Below are 18,154 nucleotides of genomic sequence, written 5' to 3'. Positions count from 1 at the left end.
GCCCCTCCAAAGGTGTCAATGCAAAATAAAAACTTGCAGCGTGATTGCCTAACCCTTAGCCAAATTGTTCATCATTGGCGCTGTAAAAGGGGGTTTTAGGGCGCTTAGACGGCTGTTTTAGTTTTCCGGCGCGGCTAAATCGCCGGGAGAGGCTGTCGGAGAGGAACGCTGCGCGTTAAGCCGCGCCAACGGATCCTGGCGGTAAAACTGTACAAAGCAGCGATAAAGTTCGGGAAACCTGTCGAGAAACAATTCTGTCGAACTGAAAAATACTCCGACAGCACGGCAAAACATTCCGCCGGATCGCTGGCGGCATAAGCATCCATACTGGCCGCGTCTTCTCCCACCAAATCCACTTCGTCCTGCAAATCCTCCATTGCCGAGCGCAGGAGATTTTCCCAGCGGGCCACCTCACGCAGGGGGATCAGCGGCATACCGTTCACCACGCCGGTATTGCGTCCATCCAGCTTATGCGCGGTTTCATGGATAATCAGGTTGAAGCCGGAAAGATCGAACGAATCCTGAATTTCCTGCCAATTAAGCACTATCGGCCCCTGATCCCAACTTTGGCCGGAATGCACCATCTCGCCGCGGTGCACCAGTCCCGCGTCGTCTTGCCACTCATCGTTAACCACAAAGGGCGATGGATAAATCAGTATTTCATGAAAACCATCCAGCCAGTCCAGCCCCAACCCCAACACCGGCAACGAAAACAGCAGGGCAATTCGCGCCTCCATAACATCATTGAGCACCAACCCCTGCAGGAGGACCAGCTTTTTTTGCTCCAAGAATTTGTCGGCCAGCAGGACCAGGCGATGCCGCTCTTCAGCAGACAAAGGCGAGAATAACGGGATCGCCAAGGCCTCTTGCCATAAGGCAAGCGTCTCCGGCGAGGGGGCAGAGCTTTTCCAAGGCCATTTCATCATCTACTTGCTCGATAAGTCGTCACTTGAATCGTCAGGCGCGGTTAAACACTATTAAAATGCCGCAAAACAGGGCATGATAGCAACCGCTAAAAAGGAGAGATGCCGGAGCGGCTGAACGGGACGGTCTCGAAAACCGTTGAAGGAGCAATCCTTCCGAGGGTTCAAATCCTCTCTCCGCCACTATTCAAGCACTTATCCCCTTTGTTTTTGTGACGAAAAGCCCGCGGAACGATTGTTTGTCCTTGTTTTCCCACTCATAATCTCACTTCACAAGCATATCAAACAGAAGCGGCGGCGAAGGCGCGCTACAGGACGAAAGCTAGGGCAGGTGTAAGTTATCCATCTATCCTTGCGTGAATCGATAAGCGTGAATTTTTATCTGAAACACGTTGAGCCAGATAACCTTCTGTTGTAACGGCGGAGGGAATATAAAGGAGCGATCGGCGGACTGAAGCGTTCCGCTTTCAACCTTTTCCTGCGGCATAGCTACCGAAAACGAATTGTATCTGTCCTCAATCAATGCGCTGGTAGCCCCAGCGGCTGGCCTGCCAGACTTTTATATCCCCTTGGCATTGCACCCCCGATAATGTGACGAACAGCCGGAAATCAGCAATAAAATCGCCGGAGCTGATATCCATAACCGGTTCATAAGCTCATTTCTTCCTTAGACGGATTAGAGGATTGATTAAATATCTTGATTAATGAAGCAATTATAGTCCGGTTTTTTTTAAAGTGTGCCGCGCTTAAGCGAAACGCTGCGGCACGGTGCGGTTGGATGTACATAAATGATAGCCTTCGCTCGGCGGCATCGGCCTGCCCTGCACCGGGCCATAATTTTATCCGCTGGATCAGTCGGCTATACTTTTACCGCCAAAGAACCCTTCACAGGCTGGGCAACCGTGTTTATACTGTATAAAAAATCAGTATTAAGGTGTTTGACCATGGGCTTCCCTTCTCCGGCACAGGATTATATTGATAGCAGGATCAGCCTGGACAAAACCTGTATTCTCCGTCCAGCCTCGACCTATCTGGTGCGGGTAGAGGAGGGCTGCATGGCGGTGGGCATTTTGCACGGCGCGATCCTGGTGGTGGATGCGGCGGTAAAAGCGGCCCATGGCAGTATCGTTGTTGCGGTGATCGACGGGGCTTATGTGATTCGGCGCCTGCGTTTGTTTCCGTTGCCCGCATTGGAAAGCCTGGGAAAACGCAGCGAAATCACCACCATCGATCTGGAGGAGGGAGAGCTGGTGATTTTCGGGGTGGTCACTTTTGCCATAAACGATCTGCAGGAGGTAAAAGACGAAGAGAATCCGTGTTTATGATGTGCGTCCGGCATCAGATAAATTTACATAGACTGAAAGACATTGATTTTGATAATATATTGCACCCTTGTTGAAGTTGGGCCATGTAAATCCTTCACATGTCTTCGCTGGCTGTTTTAGCAACAGCGGATTTCATCCAATATATTCGCTTTCGCAGCGTGCTATTTAATCGGTAAACATATGAATGTTAAAACTGATACTTGGGGATTCGCCAATGCTGTTTAATCTCCCAAGCAAAAAGCTCACGCGCCTGGCCTCATTAATATCTCTTAGCGTTGCGCTGATGCTCGTGGGCATTTAAATCTGGGCATGGCTGCTTACCGGTTCCATTTCCATGCTGACTTCCGCGGCGGACGGTTTGGTTGACGTGATGGCATCCATCGTCACCCTGGCGGGGGTTTATTATGCGCAGCGCCCGGCGGACAAGGGGCACCGCTACGGCCACGGCAAAGCTGAGGCGGTGGCGGCCTTTGTCCAGGCGCTGCTGCTTGCCGGGGCCGGGCTGGTGCTGGGTATTGAATCCGTGGGACGCCTGATCCATCCTCAGCCGCTTTCGCAGCAAGGCCTGGGTATCTGGGTCATAGTCGGCAGTACTTTCTGCGCCGGCGTACTGGTGACCATGCAGACGTTTGTGGTCAAGAGGACCGGTTCCACCGCCATAGCCGCCGATCGCGCGCATTATGTCACCGATATCGCCGTCAATATCGCCGTGCTGGCGGCGCTGGTTCTGGACGGCTTGTTCGGCTGGGCGCGCTCCGATGCGGCGGGGGCGCTTGGCATTTCCTGCTATATGCTATGGAATGCCCGCGGCATGGTGCTCTCCGCGCTTATCCAGCTTTTGGATCAGGAGCTGGACGTGAAGGACCGGCGGCGCATTCGGGATGCCGCCCTGAGCTGCGAGGGGTGCAGGGTGTCCATGATATCCGAACCCGTAACGGCGGCGACCGGGTGTTTGTTGAATTACATGTGGAAGTGGACGGCCAGCTTACCGTCGACGTGGGCCATGAATCGGCGATGCCGCTGAAGCGGCGGTGAGAAAACTTTTCCCGGCGGCGGAAGTTTCAGCCCACCTTGAACCGGCGGGTATTGACGATGAACGTCTCGACAATCTGGTGAAGTGAAACCCCACACCCCGGTCTTCAGGCAAAAACACCCACACAAAACAAAAGTGGGTGTCCAACATCACATTACCCCGCTCTGGAGCGAGAGGGTAATGGCAAAATAACATCTGGCCTTCAATGCATCAAATCATAATGATTAATTATTATGTCAATAATATTCATATATATTATAAGTTTACACAACCTTTCAAGACTTTACCAAACCTTAGCATATCAACGGCAACCTTCCGTCATTCACAATTGCTAATGAAAAGTCATGGTTTTGTTCAGGCTTTTATATCCGCAAAGCTTCGCTATCGACTAAAATTCAGATAAAGCCGGGGCAAAGGAATGCCGCGTGTTTACCGCTTTCAATGAGGATGAAACACAGGGATGGTATTGATTTGCAATACACTTTTACGTATAGGTAAGGATTTCGTTAAACCCGACAAAAGATGCGTAAATGGTCTTGCATAATGGTCTGAGAAGGTCTGTTATGAAAGCATCGGCATGTATTAATAGGTGAGAGTCTTAATAGGTAAATTATGATGAAAAAGTTCTGATTCTTTATTTTCCCTTAGCCTGGTTATGCCGGTAGCCGGTTTTGCCGCGCCCGGCTGGCACGGCGGTCATTATCCGTATCATTACGGCCCTCATGGCTGGATGGGTGGCCGGCCTCACTATGGCGAAAGGTTTGGTTTTGCCTGGGGTGGCGGCGACCATATTAGCAGCGGGTCTGACCTATTATGTGTTGGACGGGGTTTATTATCAACGCCAGAACAATGAGTATGTGGTAGTCAATCCACCGGCCGTAGTGCCCGCGCCGCAGGCTTACGTTTCCGGACCCGGCAATATGACGGTATTGGATATGAATGGCGAAAGATATTATGTCAATCAAGGACATTATTATCGTCGCGATATTAACGGCCAATATCTCGAAGTGCCCAGACCAGCCGGTCTTTAAAACCACCTTATCCACAATGCCTGCTCAACGCAGGCATTTTTAAGCCATGCTAACGCCATTCATTATCAATATACTTAATACACTATTGAATAAAGAATAATAAGTTATTGACTGATTGTGGGTTTTGCCGATTATTTCCGTTATCTTGCAATAGTGGTTAATAAATCATTATAATCAAAGGGTTAAATTATTTAATTGAATATTGCAGTTAAAAATTAGATTCTTGAGTGTATTAAAATATATATTCTTCAATGCGTTATAAATTAATCTATAAAGGTAAATGACGCAAGGTAATAGATGATTGGCTGGTTTTTCGTTTTAAATGAGAATTAGGTTGAGAATCACTTTGGCAATAATAAGAATCATGTTCTAGGATAAAAGCGTTGAGAGGCATAACATCACGCTTCTTCAATGTCTTGGCAAAAGACCTAGTGAAATATCAATTTATTGATTTCGACATTCACGTTTGGAGGTTTACATGGCAGATCAACGTAAAGGTTCTGGTAATTTTGCGGACGATAAACAAAAGCATCTGAAGCGGGTAAAAAGGCGGTCAGCACAGCGGCAGCGGGGTTTTAAAACAACCCGGAAAAGGCGTCAGAAGCCGGTAAAAAGGCGGTAAAAGCAGCAATAGCGGCAACCACTCTTAATTGATGGTTCCACCCGATAAACTGTCGTGACCTGTCACGACAGTTATTCAGTCCTCACCCGCGCTTCGCTCCCCCGCGATCTCTGTATCGGGCATTTGTTGTATACTCAGTTTTTTAGCCGGCGTGATGCATATGCATACATTGCCTCGTGCCGGCGCCGGCTCTACCAGGGGGAAGCCGAGATGGATAATGATCCGCACTATCTAGCACTGCTCGAACGCATTAAAGTATTGGAGGCCCGCGAACGGCAGTTAACCGTAACGTCCCATGCCTACCAGGTAGTGATCACCACTATTTTGGGTAATCTGGATGCTGAAACACGCGGCCGTATTATCAGCATGGTGGATGAGGCGCATGAAATTGCCTATTCACAGGCGGTCAACCGCAGCGACAAGAATCTGTCGGAAATTATCAAAGGCGCAGATGAAATCGTGCAGCGAATGTTTAATTATGCCCAGGGCGGGTCTCACTCCGACCTGTCGTAACCTCATCATCCCGGGGCGGCATACGCTTGGGTTAGTGATGGTCCTTATCTCAAGCATACTCCTTTGCCTTCACCGTGCCTGGCAAGTCCGGTGACCCCGTTATTTCCCCGTCAGCCTGCCGCTTTTGCTCCGCGCATCCCTTCTTCGTTCCGCTCGCTGCGACTCCGCTGTGCCTTTAGGCGGATCGGTCTGATTTTTGCAAAGCCCATAATAGGTAATAATAGGGTGCTGGCTGCATGGCCTGATGTGGATTTTTACAATAGGGAAGAACAATGAACAAGTATGCGGTGATTATAACCGGCGCGGTGATGTTATTGGCCGGCTGCGATAAACCCTCGCCGCCCTCGGCGGACAATCAGGCCTGGATGGCGGAAGGGAAAACCATGGGTACGTTTTATCGGGTTACGTTGGCTTCGCCGCCGGCGGACGCGCTGGTGGGATTGAAGGAGCAGATAAGCCAGGTGTTGGAACAGGACAATCATGAATTGTCTACTTACCGACAGGATTCGGTGTTGTCGCGATTTAATCACTATAATGGTACCGCGCCGCAGCCGATTTCCGCCGCTATGGCCGACCTGATAGCCACCGCGCTGCGCATTGGCGCCAAAACCGGCGGGGCAATGGATATCACCGTGGGTCCCTTGGTTAATCTTTGGGGGTTCGGGCCGGATAAACAGCCGGTGTTGATGCCGACCCAGGCCCAGATCGACAGCGCGCGGGCGCGGGTGGGGCTGCATCATCTCCGTCTGACCGAAGAGGTAAGCGGACAATGGCTGCAAAAAGATTTGCCGGACCTGTACGTTGACCTTTCAACGCTGGGTGAGGGATATGCCACCGATCATCTCGCGGCTGTGATGGAACGCCGGGGCATCACCCGCTATCTGGTCTCGGTGGGCGGGGCGGTAATTTCCCGGGGGCTGTCGCCACAGGATAAACCCTGGCGGGTGGCCATTCAAAAGCCCACCGATCGCGAGGTGGATGCACAGGCCGTTGTGGATTTACAGGGGCACGGCATCAGCACCTCAGGCAGTTATCGTAATTACTATGAATTACAGGGTAAACGGTTGTCCCATATTATCGATCCCGCCACCGGGAGGCCCATTGATCATAAATTGGTGTCCGCGACCGTTATCGCCACCACCGCGATGGAGGCCGATGGCTGGGATACAGGCCTGATGGTGCTTGGCACTGAAAAGGCAAAGGCACTGGCGGAACAGCAGGGATTGGCGGTGTATCTCATCACTAAAACCGAGACGGGATTTGAGACCTGGATGTCGCCGCAATTCAGGCCATTTATTATTCAGGCAACGGATACGCAGCCGGAGAAGCGTTGAATTGTCGCCGGATCGACGTTACCCGGCCGGCGTTGCGTTAGGCTATGGTTCTTAAGGCGAAATCAAGCGGATGTTGTGATGCGGGATGCCGCCATAGCGGACGCCTTGGTGTTCGGAGCATGCGGTATTAGACAATAAACAGGAGAAAATCATGAGAAAAAGCATGGTCGGATCGTTAATGGCTATCTTGTTCCCCCTGGTGGCGCAGGTCGCCGTGGCCGACGATAACATGGCCGGCATGAAGATGGATAACGCGCAGGGATTAAGTCCCGCCAGCCAGTCTTATATGAATTCAATGAAAGACATGCACGCTAAGATGGCTGAGGGGGTGAAAGCAAGCGATCCGGACGTTGCCTTCGCCCAGGGCATGATTCCTCATCATCAGGGCGCTATTGAAATGGCGCAAACCGAATTGCAATACGGTAAAGATCCTCATATGCGGCAGTTGGCGGAGAATGTGATTAAAGCGCAGAAAGGGGAGATCAAGACCATGCGGGACTGGCTGGCGGCACATCCAAAGGCGGCGGACTGACGAGACGTACAGCCGGCTTGCAATTCGTCCCCAGGTTTGGTAACTCTAGAGTACCCAGGTGTTATCGGGGAGCCTTTTGGACTAACCACCTAATCTGACAAATAAGCGAGGCGTTTATGAGTAGAGGTAAGGATAAGTCAGCCAAGAAGAAGCCGGAGAAAACACTGAAGGAAAAACGGGCAGATAAAAAGAGCAAAAAGGGGCTTGAAATATAGTCTGATTTTTTTGCTGCCCAAACCCCGCCATGCGGGGTTTTTTTGGCCCGACGGGCCGCCGTCGTACTGAACGCGGCGCTTTCACTCAACTCAAGACCCTCGATCGCGGCGCCTTTCTTGCTCCGCCAAAGGCCATGATTGTGTCTCTTTACCCATAAAGTCGTTATACTGTACCGACAGTTGAAAAGGAGACTTGAAGCCATGAATGACGACGTATTTGAATTTGATATTGATGCCGAATTGGCCGTAGCGGAAGAAAACGCCAGAAAAAGCGCAGGCAATACCGGAACCGCCGGCAGAAGAAGAGGATTGTGAAGGCTGCAAGATTTAACGTTTGCCCACCGGAGACATTAATATCACCAGATAAAAGCGCTCTTGACCTTGGGTAGCCGATCATATCTAGGCAACACAAAAGGCCCGCTAAAAACGCGGGCGAATAATTGCTTAAGTTACACCAGGAAATTGGAGATATCAGGGTATACTACGCCAAATTTTCAGAATTACTATAGGACCTCGTGAGGTTTGTGCTGTTTTATATCATTAATTTTAATAATTTCTTGCTTGATCAAAACACAAAACTGAACAATGGTGGTTAGCTGATTGATTATATTGATTTATAATATGATTGCCGTAAAAGCTAAAGAGGATCAGTCAAAAACTATATAACTAAAGTAAATAACATAAGTTATTTACTTTTAGATCATTGAAACGAAGCGGGGAGTTAAGTTAAGGGGTAATGAAGGATCATTACGGCACATTTGAGGCGTCACGCCAAAATATTTTTGAACAAGGTAGTAAATTGAGATTGTGAATTAAATCCATAATCCAGCGCTATGTCAATTATACGGTGATCGGTATTGCGCAAACGCAGCACGGCCTCGGTCAGTTTACGTTCCCGTATATAGCGGCCAACGGCGATACCGGTGGTGGCACGGAACACGCTTTGCATATGCCAGACCGAATAGCCGGACCGTTCCGCCAATTCCGGCAGGGCTATATCGCGGTCCAGATGATCCTCTATCCAGCCGGCGAGGGCCGCCGCCAGAGGTTCATTGGGTTTAAGTTCGCGCATATCGGCACTTTCCGCTATAGCGGCTACTGAAGAGAGAGACGTTCATTCTAAAGGTCATCCCGTCAGGAGCAAGTTAAAACATCGTCTTTTTCAATGGCATCACGAACTCACCGTGGGGAATATCCCCCGCCCGGCAGGGGAGTGATTTACGACAGCGGCGCAGCCGCCAGCCCTATAATGTCGCGCCTGTGCCTTCCGGGGTCAGACATCCCCTTTGTTGTCTTCTTCCACTGCGTCGTAGATGCGTTGCATAATATCGGGAAAGGCGGATTGCACCCGGCTCCAACTGGGAATAAAGGGCTTATCGTTGGGCCGTTCGATAAACGCCTGTCCCGCATCCAGAATACATTGCATGAATAATTCCACCGCCGCTTCCTCGCTGTGCTGATCAAACTTGAGCCCGTTCATAATGGCATCATGGTGATAGAATTCCAGAATATCGAGAGCATTGCGGTAATAGGTGGCTTTTAGCACCCGGAATGAATCGCTGGTGAGATTGACTCCCATGGTGGCCAGCTTACGGTACAGCGACTGGATAATATCGTTGCTCATGCGTTTCAACCCGCCCGAGCCATCCTCTTCCGCCAGGGGCTGGTGTTTATGGTCGTAGTTATCGGCGATTTCAACCTGGCAAATATGGTTCGGTGAATAGTTGCGATAGATCTCCGACAGCAGGCCGATTTCCAATCCCCAGTCGCCGGGAATTTTCATGTCATGCATAACCCGGGTACGCATGGCAAACTCACCTGACAAGGGATAACGAAAACTATTGAGATAATCGAGATAGGGCGACTGGCCGTAGACATTCTCCAGGGAACGCAATAACGGACCCACCAGTAGCCTTACCACCCTGCCGTTCATTTTGCCGTTGGCCACCCGGGCATAGAATCCTTTGCAGAATTCATAGCTGAATTTGGGATGCACGACCGGATAAAGCAAACGGGCCAGCATGCCTCGTTCGTAGGTGACTATATCGCAATCGTGCAATGCCACCGCCAGGGTACGATCCGAGGCCAGAGTGTAGCCGGTGCAAAACCAGACGTTCCTGCCTTTTCCCGGTTCGGTGGGAGAAAGGCCCTCTTTTTCAAGCTCGGCGTCAATGGCTTTTAAACGCGGGCCGTCATTCCACAGGATACGATGATGCTGAGGCAACCGGGAAAAAAAATCACGGGCATAGAGGAACTGATCGCGGTCGGCGCGATCAAGCCCGATAACTATTTCTTCCAGATAGGGTACTTTTGCGATCTCATCGATAATGTTGGCCAAGGCCGGACCTTCCAGCTCTGAAAACAGCGAGGGGAGTATCAATCCCATTTTGCGTTTTTTGGAAAATCCAATCAGTTCGGTTTCCAACTCGGTGACGTTGCGATCCGATAGATTATGAAAATTTGCAATGATCCCATTTTGATGAAAATCACTCATAAATATTCTCCCCAATCATAAAAATTTCTTTTGAATTATTGTCAATCACCCCAATCCGTCTGAAGTGATAAAATGTTCCAATCCTTCGCTCCAGCCTTCGGGGCCATAGGCAGCGGTTCTGTAGACATTTTTTTGTGATGGGCCAAGATCCAGCGGGGTTTTGCTGTAACCGCGGATAATAACCGCATAGTCCACCGCCTGCAGCATCAAGACGTCATTAGGGCCGTCTCCCAAACCCAATGATTGCCATGGGCGTCCGTCATTCCGGCGAAACAGACTCAATAGCCAGCGTACCGCGGCGCCTTTGTTGCTGCCTTTTGACAACACATGGTAAAAGCGTCCGCCTTGAATCAGCGCCAGGGACCGGGCTTCAAGCTCCTGGACGAATTCGGTCATCCTTTCGTCACTATCGCGCCAGATCAATGCTTCCGAGGCCTGGCGCTGCTGAGCCAGGAGCGCATCGTGGGGAGCCAGACCGGTCCATTCTCCAATCAATTGTTCATTAACGTCGCCGAAGCCAAAAAATTTAAATCCATGGGATCGGCGCAGCGTTTCCAGCGCCTCCCTGATGGCGGCATAATCTTGCCCCAATATGGTGGTTACCGGTTCGTCGGGCTGTTGCCCTTGTCCTAAGGCGCCGGCATGCAGCAGAGCGCCGTTTTCAGCGATAAAAGGCGCGCCTTCCAGGCCCATGCCTGTTTGCAGCGTTTTTATTTCCGCCGAGGTCTTGCTTGAGCAGATAACCACCGGGATGTGGTGGGCCTTGAGTTTTTCCAGCCAGCCCTCGGCGGCTTGCCAGCTATAGGTATGATGGTCAAGCAACGAACCATCCAAATCGGTCACGACTAATAAGGGATCTTGTAAGCTGGGCATTTTGAGTCCGCCTTGTCCGTCAATAGTGACAATCTTTCTGTCACCTCTATTACTCATGAGTATATACGATGCTTCGCTATACTATGGGAGATTATGCCGGGCCGGTCACGTTTCTTGCCTGACGCTTGGGAAATACTGTATTTTATCTAATCAATATTGGGAAAAATCCTAATTATAAATTGCCTGAGCGGTATGATTATTCAGGATGATAACCGAAAAAAATCAGAATGGTGGGAATGTTATACATTGATATACATGTATTTTATTTTCTTTCCGCCAGGTTGATTCCCGTTTGCCGCTCCAGTGGTAGCCTTAAACGATTCAGTAGCTGGCGTAATCAAACTTGCCAATCCCTCTTGGCTGATTATTATTAAAAGCAATCTGATTTCCTTGTGTAACGAACTTTAAAATCATCCCGCACGGCGGGCAGTTTCCCCGGAGCTTTTTGCCGGGGATTTTTTTGCCCAGGGCATGGTTGCCTGGCGCAAGCGGGCATAGGTGACCGCTAACGGTTAACTTCCGTGACGGTATAGTTGCGGATGTCCAGATGGTAGGCTTCGGCCAATGCGCCATAGTTGTTATAACGTTTACCTTCAGCCGTCACCATATGGGCGTGATCGTTGCTTTGGTGCTCATGCACATCATGGCCGGCGGCCTCTCTTACCGCTTTAAGCAATGAATCCACATCAATGCTGATTTCCCGCTGCAAATGTTGGTTATACTCTTTCGCGAAAGGCATGGTATTTTCCTCATCTTAGCTGTCATTTTTGCCTATTGTTCCCTTTATTAAGTATAGCGCCTAGGCTCGCAGGCGCATGACCGCTGCGCGTGAGATCTCCGTTTTGCCAAAAAGCGGGAATTTACAGGTATAAAGCCATCACCGGCTGACCGCTCGGGGCCTTTTGTACTAAACTATTAACTTGGCATATTATGAGGTAAGTCATGAAATTACATGATCGGGTGTCGGTCAAAACCGACGGCGGACCGCGCAGAAAAGGAACCATCCTGGCCATTGAAGAGTTCAGCGAGGGGACCATGTATCTTGTGGCGTTGGATGATTATCCCACCGGGATCTGGTTTTTCAATGAAACCAGCCATCCAGATGGCATTTTTGTGGAGCAGCTGGCAGGAGATGCCTGAACGGATTCCCCTGCGCCCTGATCACCAGGGCAAAGAGGTGGAAAGACAACGGGCCGGTATCATGTTAAACAGGATACCGGTTTTTTTTCAGTTCCCATCGGCCAGCGGTAGTCATGGCGCACTCTATCGTACATTGACATAGATGCCGCTGGTGACGGTATCGGTTAACCTGACCACGTGATAGATGACCTGTTTGTTATGCGTCTTGATTTTCCGTTTGATATTGCCTTTATGGGAAGAGACCGTTTTGGCTTTGATTTGCATACTGTCGGAAATCTGGATGGTATCGTGGCCGGACATCCACATCCGCAACATATTTGACTCGGTTTGACTTAAACGGACCGGGTTGAGATCCAGCGGGATTTATGGGAATTGTCCGCCGCTTTGTTCTTGCTGCAGCCCAGGATCAGCGAGTTCAGCGTCTCGGGTTTGATGGACTTGGAGGTGATAATCAAGTTCTTGCGCACAAAAGAAAATCTTCAAAATGAATATTGGTCATGGCCATAAAGATGAAAAACAGCGTGTCGGGATGCTGGGTGATGACCCTTTGATCTTTCCGTGGCGTCAGGCTCGTTAATAAAACACTCTTCGTTAACAAAACCACATCGGGCTTGATACGAGCACATTTGCTTTGCAACTGGCTGAAGTCGTTTACCGTGTTGATATTTCGCTTTTTACGCCGGTATCGGTTAGAAAACCCGTTAGACCGAGGCGGGTATAGCTGCATGAATCCATGATGATCGTTGGCATAGCGCACCCTCATTTAAATTCGTTTATCTGTTTTAATCAACGATAAAATGCTTCTCTCTGGCCTGAAAATTTCATAAAGCGTCACAGTTAGCCAATGTTTTATCAACAATCTATAAGCGAGTTCAACGACATTTTTGGGATCAGTCTCCCAAAAGAAGATCTATAAATTTGACTTAAGTCTGAAGTGGGCGCTTTTAGAAACTTACCCTTTGCTACCTCTTCATGACGGCAGGGGGTCGAGAAAATTATCAAGCCGTGCGCTTTTCATGTAAAGGCAAGCAGATTTTATATGCAATCATATTATAAAATTATCTAACTAAACATAAGAAAAATTCATCTTTTTAGATGGGCTTTTCTTTACATATCTGTCCAACGGAAATCGCTTGTAACGCTTTTGACAGGATGTTTTTTAAATTTATCAATTTATTAATGAAGAATGCATATCAAACGGTATTGATAATCATTTACCATTGCTCAATAAACATCCACATAGGCTAATTATTACGCAGATATGTAAATAAAATGACAAAATTTTAAACATCTTTTTCCTTTTAAAGCGTGGATAGCATACAAATCATCTGTGCTAAGTGGCACAAACTGTGTGGACTTATCGGAATTATTGAAGTATCCGGATGGCTTAAAAGGTGAAGGGCGGGGATTTATGACATACCCTACATTATTGTCTATACTAACTAATGTCTTTAGCCGTCCGAGGGATAGGCGGGATAGAAAGCGGTTTCAAAGCTGGCTTCGCGTCATGACGGCGCTGTTTCAAGGAGAATGACGATTATCAGAATTCACTCCCTTATCATGTGTACTCCTTTGTTACCCGCTTACCTTTTCACCTATCTCCGTCGGGCTGTTTGCATAAAACGATAGCGCGCCAATAATTAATCTGCGAAGCGCCTATAGCGCTGCGCGCTTATCCAGCGAGGTGCACCAGCGCTGTCCGCTTGTTCGCGAGGCGTTTGGCACGCTGTTCGCTTGCGGTTTTAAACGAGGATAAAAGGTATGACTGACAGTGAACCATTACCCCCGATCCCCCTGAAATCATTTGCGCTATTTTTTGATTTGGACGGCACGCTCGCCGGTATCGAAAAACGGCCTGAGTGGGTGTCCATTCCCAACGATATCAAGCAGGCATTGATGGAACTTCTCTCTTTAACGGGCGGGGCCGTAGCGCTGGTCTCCGGCCGCGCCTTGGAAGAGCTGGATGCGCTGTGCGCGCCGCTGAAGTGTCCCGCCGCGGGAGTGCACGGCGCTGAACGGCGGGATGCACGGGGGCATATCCATCGGACCGAATTATCGCCGGCGTTAATGGCAACGCTCGGTACGGAACTTAACGTGGCCATTGCCGCCTATCCCGGGTGCCATGTGGAAGGAAAAGGCATGGCATATGCGTTGCACTATCGGCAGGCTGAGGCTTATGCCGATGAGATACTGGCTCTGGCTGAAACCTTTACCCAACGCTACCCGGAACTCGCCTTGCAGCCGGGAAAATGCGTGGTCGAACTTAAACCCCGCGGTGTTGATAAAGGCGCCGCCATTCACGCTTTTATGCACGAAGCGCCTTTTGCCGGCCGAACACCGCTTTTTATCGGCGACGATCTCACTGACGAAGCCGGTTTTTCGCAGGTTAACGCCCTTGGCGGCGTTTCCATCAAGGTAGGGCCAGGAGAAACCACCGCGCGATATCATTTGGATGATGTTGGCCAAGTCCATCAATGGCTGTTGTCATTGGCAAAACAACAAGAGAGTCAATCTATTAAAACCATCATCTCGGTTGGGGAGGATTTATGAGTCGCTTAGTGGTCGTTTCAAATCGCATTGCCGCCATGGAAGGCAAAAAAGAAAGTGCGGGCGGACTTGCTGTTGGCATTATGGATTCATTAAAGGACGCCGGCGGTTTGTGGTTCGGCTGGGATGGGAATATCAGCGAGGAGGAACTCCCGCTGGAACATCATCAACAGGATAATATCTCGTTTGCCGCTTTTAGTCTCAAGCAGAGTGAATACGATCAGTATTATTTGAATTTCTCCAATACGGTGATTTGGCCTGCTTTCCATTACCGTCTCGATCTGGTGCAATATCAGCGGGAGGATTACGATGGTTATTGCCATGTTAATGAAAAATTGGCAAGACGTTTAAAACCTTTGGTTAAAAAAGATGATATCTTATGGATCCATGATTATCATTTATTACCCTTTGCCGCCGCGTGCCGCAAATTAGGCATGACCAATCGTATCGGCTTTTTCCTGCACATCCCTTTTCCAACCTCGGAAATATTCAATGCGCTGCCGCCGCGTAAAGAATTACTCGAAATGTTATGCGAATATGACCTGATTGGTTTCCAGGCCGAAACCGATCGTTTGGCATTTATTGAAAATTTATCGTTAGTGACCGACGTGGAAGAACTTGGGGAAGATCAATTTTCCGCATACGGGAAATTTGTTACTGTCCGCGTTTATCCCATCGGCGTCGAGCCGGACAGTATTCGCGAACTGGCGGAAGGGCGGCTGCCGCCCAAACTGGCCCATTTGCGGGATAAGCTCAACGGGCAGCTGATTATCAGCGTCGACAGGCTTGACTACTCGAAGGGCCTGCCGGAGCGATTCCAGGCTTACGAAACCCTGCTGGAAAATTATCCTCAGCATCGAGGCAACATACGCTACTTCCAAATTGCGCCGACTTCCCGGGGCGACGTTCAAGCCTATCAGGATATCCGCCACGAGCTGGAGATGGAAGCAGGGCGCATTAACGGTCATTTCTCCACCCTGGAGTGGACCCCCCTGTTTTACCTGAATCAGCATTATGAGCGCAGCCTGCTGATGAAAATTTTTCGGCATTGCGATGTCGGACTGGTGACGCCTTTACGCGACGGCATGAATCTGGTGGCGAAAGAGTATGTGGCCTCCCAGAACCCCGCCGATCCCGGGGTATTGATTTTATCCCGCTTCGCCGGCGCGGCCAACGAATTGACGTCGGCCTTGCTGGTCAACCCTTACGATCGCGACGGTGTCGCCTCCGCCCTTGATAAAGCGCTCCGTATGCCGCAGGCGGAAAGAATCGAACGCTATAAGGCGATGATGGACGTCATTACCAAGAATGATATCGTCCATTGGCGTAAATCCTTCCTGAATGATTTGAAAGCCGTACCGCACCAGCTTGAGCCCGGACAGCAGCCGCTGAAAGAAGGGTCGCTGCCTAAACCTGCATAAAGTGTCTTCTATATAAAGAGGCTTTCTCGCCGTGTGCCGTCCGTCCTGTGGCTACAGGACGGCGGTATGCGCCGTATCCGCCGGGCGCCTGTGGCAAGGTAAAATGATTCCCCTCACTGCATAGCCTACGTGTTCATTTCCAGGCGCTGTAATACCGTTCATACCGGCTTCCGGGAAGCTTTAGCCAATAAATCCATATCCGGTTGTTGAGTAATGACAAGGATTTGCTCCTATTGACGCATTTCAATCGATAGGCCTTCTTTTATTCCGTCTTTGGTATAAGAATTAAGCTAAATTAAATTTTCTGTCTGTCCGCTGCTAAAATATTGATCAATTTTTGACTCAAGTTTTGGTTATCAACGCCGATGATAGAGTGACACAGCTAATTTCTGCCGTGGTATTCATTACGCCTCCGCTATCTCCACACACTGATTTACCATTGATTTCACCATAATGATTGAATATGAACAGTCTTAACGTTTTTTGGTAATTCGGTTAAAAAATGTACAACTCTCAGTGGGCAATTCCTGTCGCCCGTAAGCATATGTTTCATGAATGTTATTGATGCATTCAAAGTAGAAATCAGCCATAAACAGCATATCTGCTGGGAATTCATTTTAACAACATATTTTAGGCCGAGAATTTGAATAAAGGAATGATATTCTGTCATTTTGCGTCAATTTGGCATAAAGCGCTGAGGAAATCATTGTAAATGATAATTATTATCATTTAAACCGGTCGTGTGCTTATTTTTAATCACCCATCATGTCTGACCAGTAGCAATTCTGATCAAGTGAACTCATTTTCTGTGATGTAGATCACACTTTATCTAAAATTTGCCTGGGGGTAGATTGTATGAACGACGGATTCAGCGTTAGAGTTGCGGCGCTATTAGGAATAATCTCACTAAATTGTAAATATGTTTCAGGAAGAAACCCTAATGAACCAGGACGATTGTGGGCAAACTTATTCGGAAGACTATTAACGGTTTGGCTTTAAAAATTGGCCGTTGGGCTTGCCGGATAATTAAATCATCGTCTGGTACCGCTGATTTTCATTAGCCACCCAGGGAAAGATCCCCGGATACCGGGCGATATTTTATCACCCAAGTTATGTTTTTAAACATAGTCTAGAGGATGGGAAAATGAATACGAGTGAAATACGCAAGCATGTTTACGATATTAATTTATCGTATCTTTTATTAGCGCAACGACTAATCAATCAAGAAAAAGCATCAGCTATGTTCCGTTTGGGTATAGATGAAAGAATGGCGGATGTATTACTGCAATTGACTTTGCCGCAAATGGTCAAATTGGCTGAAACGAATCAGTTATTATGCCTGTTCCGCTTTAACGATCATCAAACCATAACACAGCTCACGCAAGATTCGCGAGTGGACGAATTGCAGCAAATACATACCGGTATTTTATTATCGAGCCAATTACAAGAACGGCTGGCCTCGAAAGAAAGTCAAATGCCGAAAAAAGGGCTTAGCGATGGTCGGAAAAAGTATTGTGCAAGAGGCGAAAGATATCCAGCTTGCAATGGAGTTGATAACGCTGGGGGCAAGATTGCAAATGCTGGAAAGCGAGACGCAGCTGAGTCGCGGTCGGTTAATCAAATTGTATAAAGAACTGCGCGGGAGCCCGCCGCCCAAGGGAATGTTACCGTTTTCAACGGATTGGTTCATGACATGGGAGCAAAATATCCATTCTTCCATGTTTTATAATATCTATCAGGTTCTGGTGCAGAATGGTCAGTCACTCGGCGTCGAAGCTGTCATTGGCGCCTACCGCCTGTATTTGGAACAATGTCCGCAAGCGGACGGTGAAGTGCCGCTGCTGGCGCTGACCCGTGCCTGGACGCTGGTAAGATTTGTCGATAGCGGAATGCTGCAGTTGACGCCATGCAGTCATTGCCATGGCCATTTCATCACCTATGCCCACCAACCAGAATACGGGTTTGTCTGCAGTTTATGCCAGCCCCCTTCACGAGCAGTAAAAAGACGTAAACTTTTGCCGAGCACGGCCGATATTAACCCCAAGCTGCTGGATGAACCGGCAATACGCGCGGTCTGAACGGGTCGTTTTCCCTGGATGACAACACTCATGGCGTCGCCTCGGAAGGAGGTCGCCATGGTTAACGTCTTTC

The 18,154-nt window shown here is 49.0% G+C and carries 14 protein-coding genes, 1 tRNA gene and 5 pseudogenes; 13 read left to right on the top strand and 7 right to left on the bottom strand.

The window, feature by feature from the left end; translation table 11 throughout:
* Positions 1-117: 117 nt before the first annotated feature.
* Positions 118-926, bottom strand: a pseudogene (mtfA, locus tag GTU79_RS16720) (DgsA anti-repressor MtfA).
* Between the two features lie 93 nt (positions 927-1,019).
* On the opposite strand from mtfA, the gene GTU79_RS16715 reads away from it, so the two are divergent.
* Positions 1,020-1,106 (top strand) — tRNA-Ser (locus GTU79_RS16715).
* 332 nt (positions 1,107-1,438) lie between these two features.
* Here the strand turns inward: GTU79_RS16715 and GTU79_RS31015 are convergent.
* A complete protein-coding gene (locus GTU79_RS31015; RefSeq protein ID WP_275956900.1) occupies positions 1,439-1,564 on the bottom strand; it encodes a hypothetical protein in 126 nt (41 codons plus the stop codon).
* Between the two features lie 303 nt (positions 1,565-1,867).
* Here GTU79_RS31015 and GTU79_RS16710 point away from each other — a divergent pair, with 303 nt between their 5' ends.
* The 7 genes and pseudogenes from GTU79_RS16710 to copM all read left to right on the top strand — a co-directional run bounded on the left by GTU79_RS16710 (position 1,868) and on the right by copM (position 7,313).
* On the top strand, positions 1,868-2,248 hold the full coding sequence (locus tag GTU79_RS16710; protein ID WP_203521142.1) for a HumD family translesion DNA polymerase: 381 nt from the start codon (positions 1,868-1,870) through the stop codon (positions 2,246-2,248).
* A 334-nt stretch (positions 2,249-2,582) separates the two neighbouring features.
* Positions 2,583-3,092: pseudogene (locus tag GTU79_RS16705) on the top strand (cation diffusion facilitator family transporter); the annotation flags it as partial.
* Positions 3,044-3,283 carry a cation transporter dimerization domain-containing protein gene (locus GTU79_RS31150; protein WP_338091498.1) on the top strand — a complete coding sequence of 80 codons (240 nt, stop codon included), beginning with the start codon at positions 3,044-3,046 and terminating at the stop codon, positions 3,281-3,283. The pseudogene GTU79_RS16705 and the gene GTU79_RS31150, both read left to right, overlap by 49 nt.
* A gap of 747 nt (positions 3,284-4,030) precedes the next feature.
* Complete coding sequence (locus GTU79_RS16700; protein ID WP_338091410.1) at positions 4,031-4,312, top strand: DUF6515 family protein; 282 nt, start codon at positions 4,031-4,033, stop codon at positions 4,310-4,312.
* An 832-nt stretch (positions 4,313-5,144) separates the two neighbouring features.
* Positions 5,145-5,447, top strand: coding sequence for a hypothetical protein (locus GTU79_RS16695; protein WP_132921192.1), 303 nt, complete (start codon positions 5,145-5,147; stop codon positions 5,445-5,447).
* A 272-nt stretch (positions 5,448-5,719) separates the two neighbouring features.
* On the top strand, positions 5,720-6,781 hold the full coding sequence (apbE, locus tag GTU79_RS16690; RefSeq protein WP_214513158.1) for an FAD:protein FMN transferase ApbE: 1,062 nt from the start codon (positions 5,720-5,722) through the stop codon (positions 6,779-6,781).
* A 178-nt stretch (positions 6,782-6,959) separates the two neighbouring features.
* The gene (copM, locus tag GTU79_RS16685) at positions 6,960-7,313 is read left to right on the top strand and encodes a CopM family metallochaperone (RefSeq protein WP_413726959.1); all 354 of its coding nucleotides are present in this window, start codon (positions 6,960-6,962) and stop codon (positions 7,311-7,313) included.
* A 910-nt stretch (positions 7,314-8,223) separates the two neighbouring features.
* On the opposite strand, the pseudogene GTU79_RS16680 reads toward copM, so the two are convergent.
* The 4 genes and pseudogenes from GTU79_RS16680 to GTU79_RS16665 all read right to left on the bottom strand — a co-directional run bounded on the left by GTU79_RS16680 (position 8,224) and on the right by GTU79_RS16665 (position 11,634).
* Positions 8,224-8,600, bottom strand: a pseudogene (locus GTU79_RS16680) (helix-turn-helix domain-containing protein).
* A gap of 201 nt (positions 8,601-8,801) precedes the next feature.
* Positions 8,802-10,022 carry a glycosyltransferase family protein gene (locus tag GTU79_RS16675; protein WP_203521145.1) on the bottom strand — a complete coding sequence of 407 codons (1,221 nt, stop codon included), beginning with the start codon at positions 10,020-10,022 and terminating at the stop codon, positions 8,802-8,804.
* Between the two features lie 45 nt (positions 10,023-10,067).
* Positions 10,068-10,895: a mannosyl-3-phosphoglycerate phosphatase-related protein gene (locus GTU79_RS16670; RefSeq protein WP_214513157.1), complete on the bottom strand. Its 828-nt coding sequence runs from the start codon at positions 10,893-10,895 to the stop codon at positions 10,068-10,070.
* Between the two features lie 505 nt (positions 10,896-11,400).
* Positions 11,401-11,634, bottom strand: coding sequence for a DUF2525 domain-containing protein (locus GTU79_RS16665; RefSeq protein WP_132921198.1), 234 nt, complete (start codon positions 11,632-11,634; stop codon positions 11,401-11,403).
* Between the two features lie 203 nt (positions 11,635-11,837).
* On the opposite strand from GTU79_RS16665, the gene dsrB reads away from it, so the two are divergent.
* Entirely contained in the window at positions 11,838-12,035 is a 198-nt protein-coding gene (gene dsrB, locus GTU79_RS16660) for a protein DsrB (RefSeq protein WP_132921199.1), read from the top strand.
* A gap of 123 nt (positions 12,036-12,158) precedes the next feature.
* Here the strand turns inward: dsrB and rcsA are convergent.
* A pseudogene (gene rcsA / locus GTU79_RS16655) lies at positions 12,159-12,785 on the bottom strand (transcriptional regulator RcsA).
* Between the two features lie 1,011 nt (positions 12,786-13,796).
* Between rcsA and otsB the strand changes: the two are divergent.
* The 4 genes and pseudogenes from otsB to flhC all read left to right on the top strand — a co-directional run bounded on the left by otsB (position 13,797) and on the right by flhC (position 18,081).
* Entirely contained in the window at positions 13,797-14,585 is a 789-nt protein-coding gene (otsB, locus tag GTU79_RS16650; protein WP_132921201.1) for a trehalose-phosphatase, read from the top strand.
* Complete coding sequence (gene otsA, locus GTU79_RS16645; protein ID WP_214513156.1) at positions 14,582-16,003, top strand: alpha,alpha-trehalose-phosphate synthase; 1,422 nt, start codon at positions 14,582-14,584, stop codon at positions 16,001-16,003. The genes otsB and otsA overlap by 4 nt, the downstream gene beginning before the upstream one ends.
* A 1,144-nt stretch (positions 16,004-17,147) precedes the next feature.
* A pseudogene (gene flhD, locus GTU79_RS16640) lies at positions 17,148-17,489 on the top strand (flagellar transcriptional regulator FlhD); the annotation flags it as partial.
* Positions 17,490-17,499: 10 nt separating this feature from the next.
* Complete coding sequence (gene flhC / locus GTU79_RS16635; protein WP_132921204.1) at positions 17,500-18,081, top strand: flagellar transcriptional regulator FlhC; 582 nt, start codon at positions 17,500-17,502, stop codon at positions 18,079-18,081.
* Positions 18,082-18,154 lie beyond the last annotated feature (73 nt).

Origin of the sequence: Sodalis ligni, assembly GCF_016865525.2 — a bacterium.
In the GTDB taxonomy this organism is placed as follows: Bacteria; Pseudomonadota; Gammaproteobacteria; order Enterobacterales; family Enterobacteriaceae; genus Acerihabitans; species Acerihabitans ligni.
This window is presented reverse-complemented; position numbering and strand designations above follow the sequence as displayed.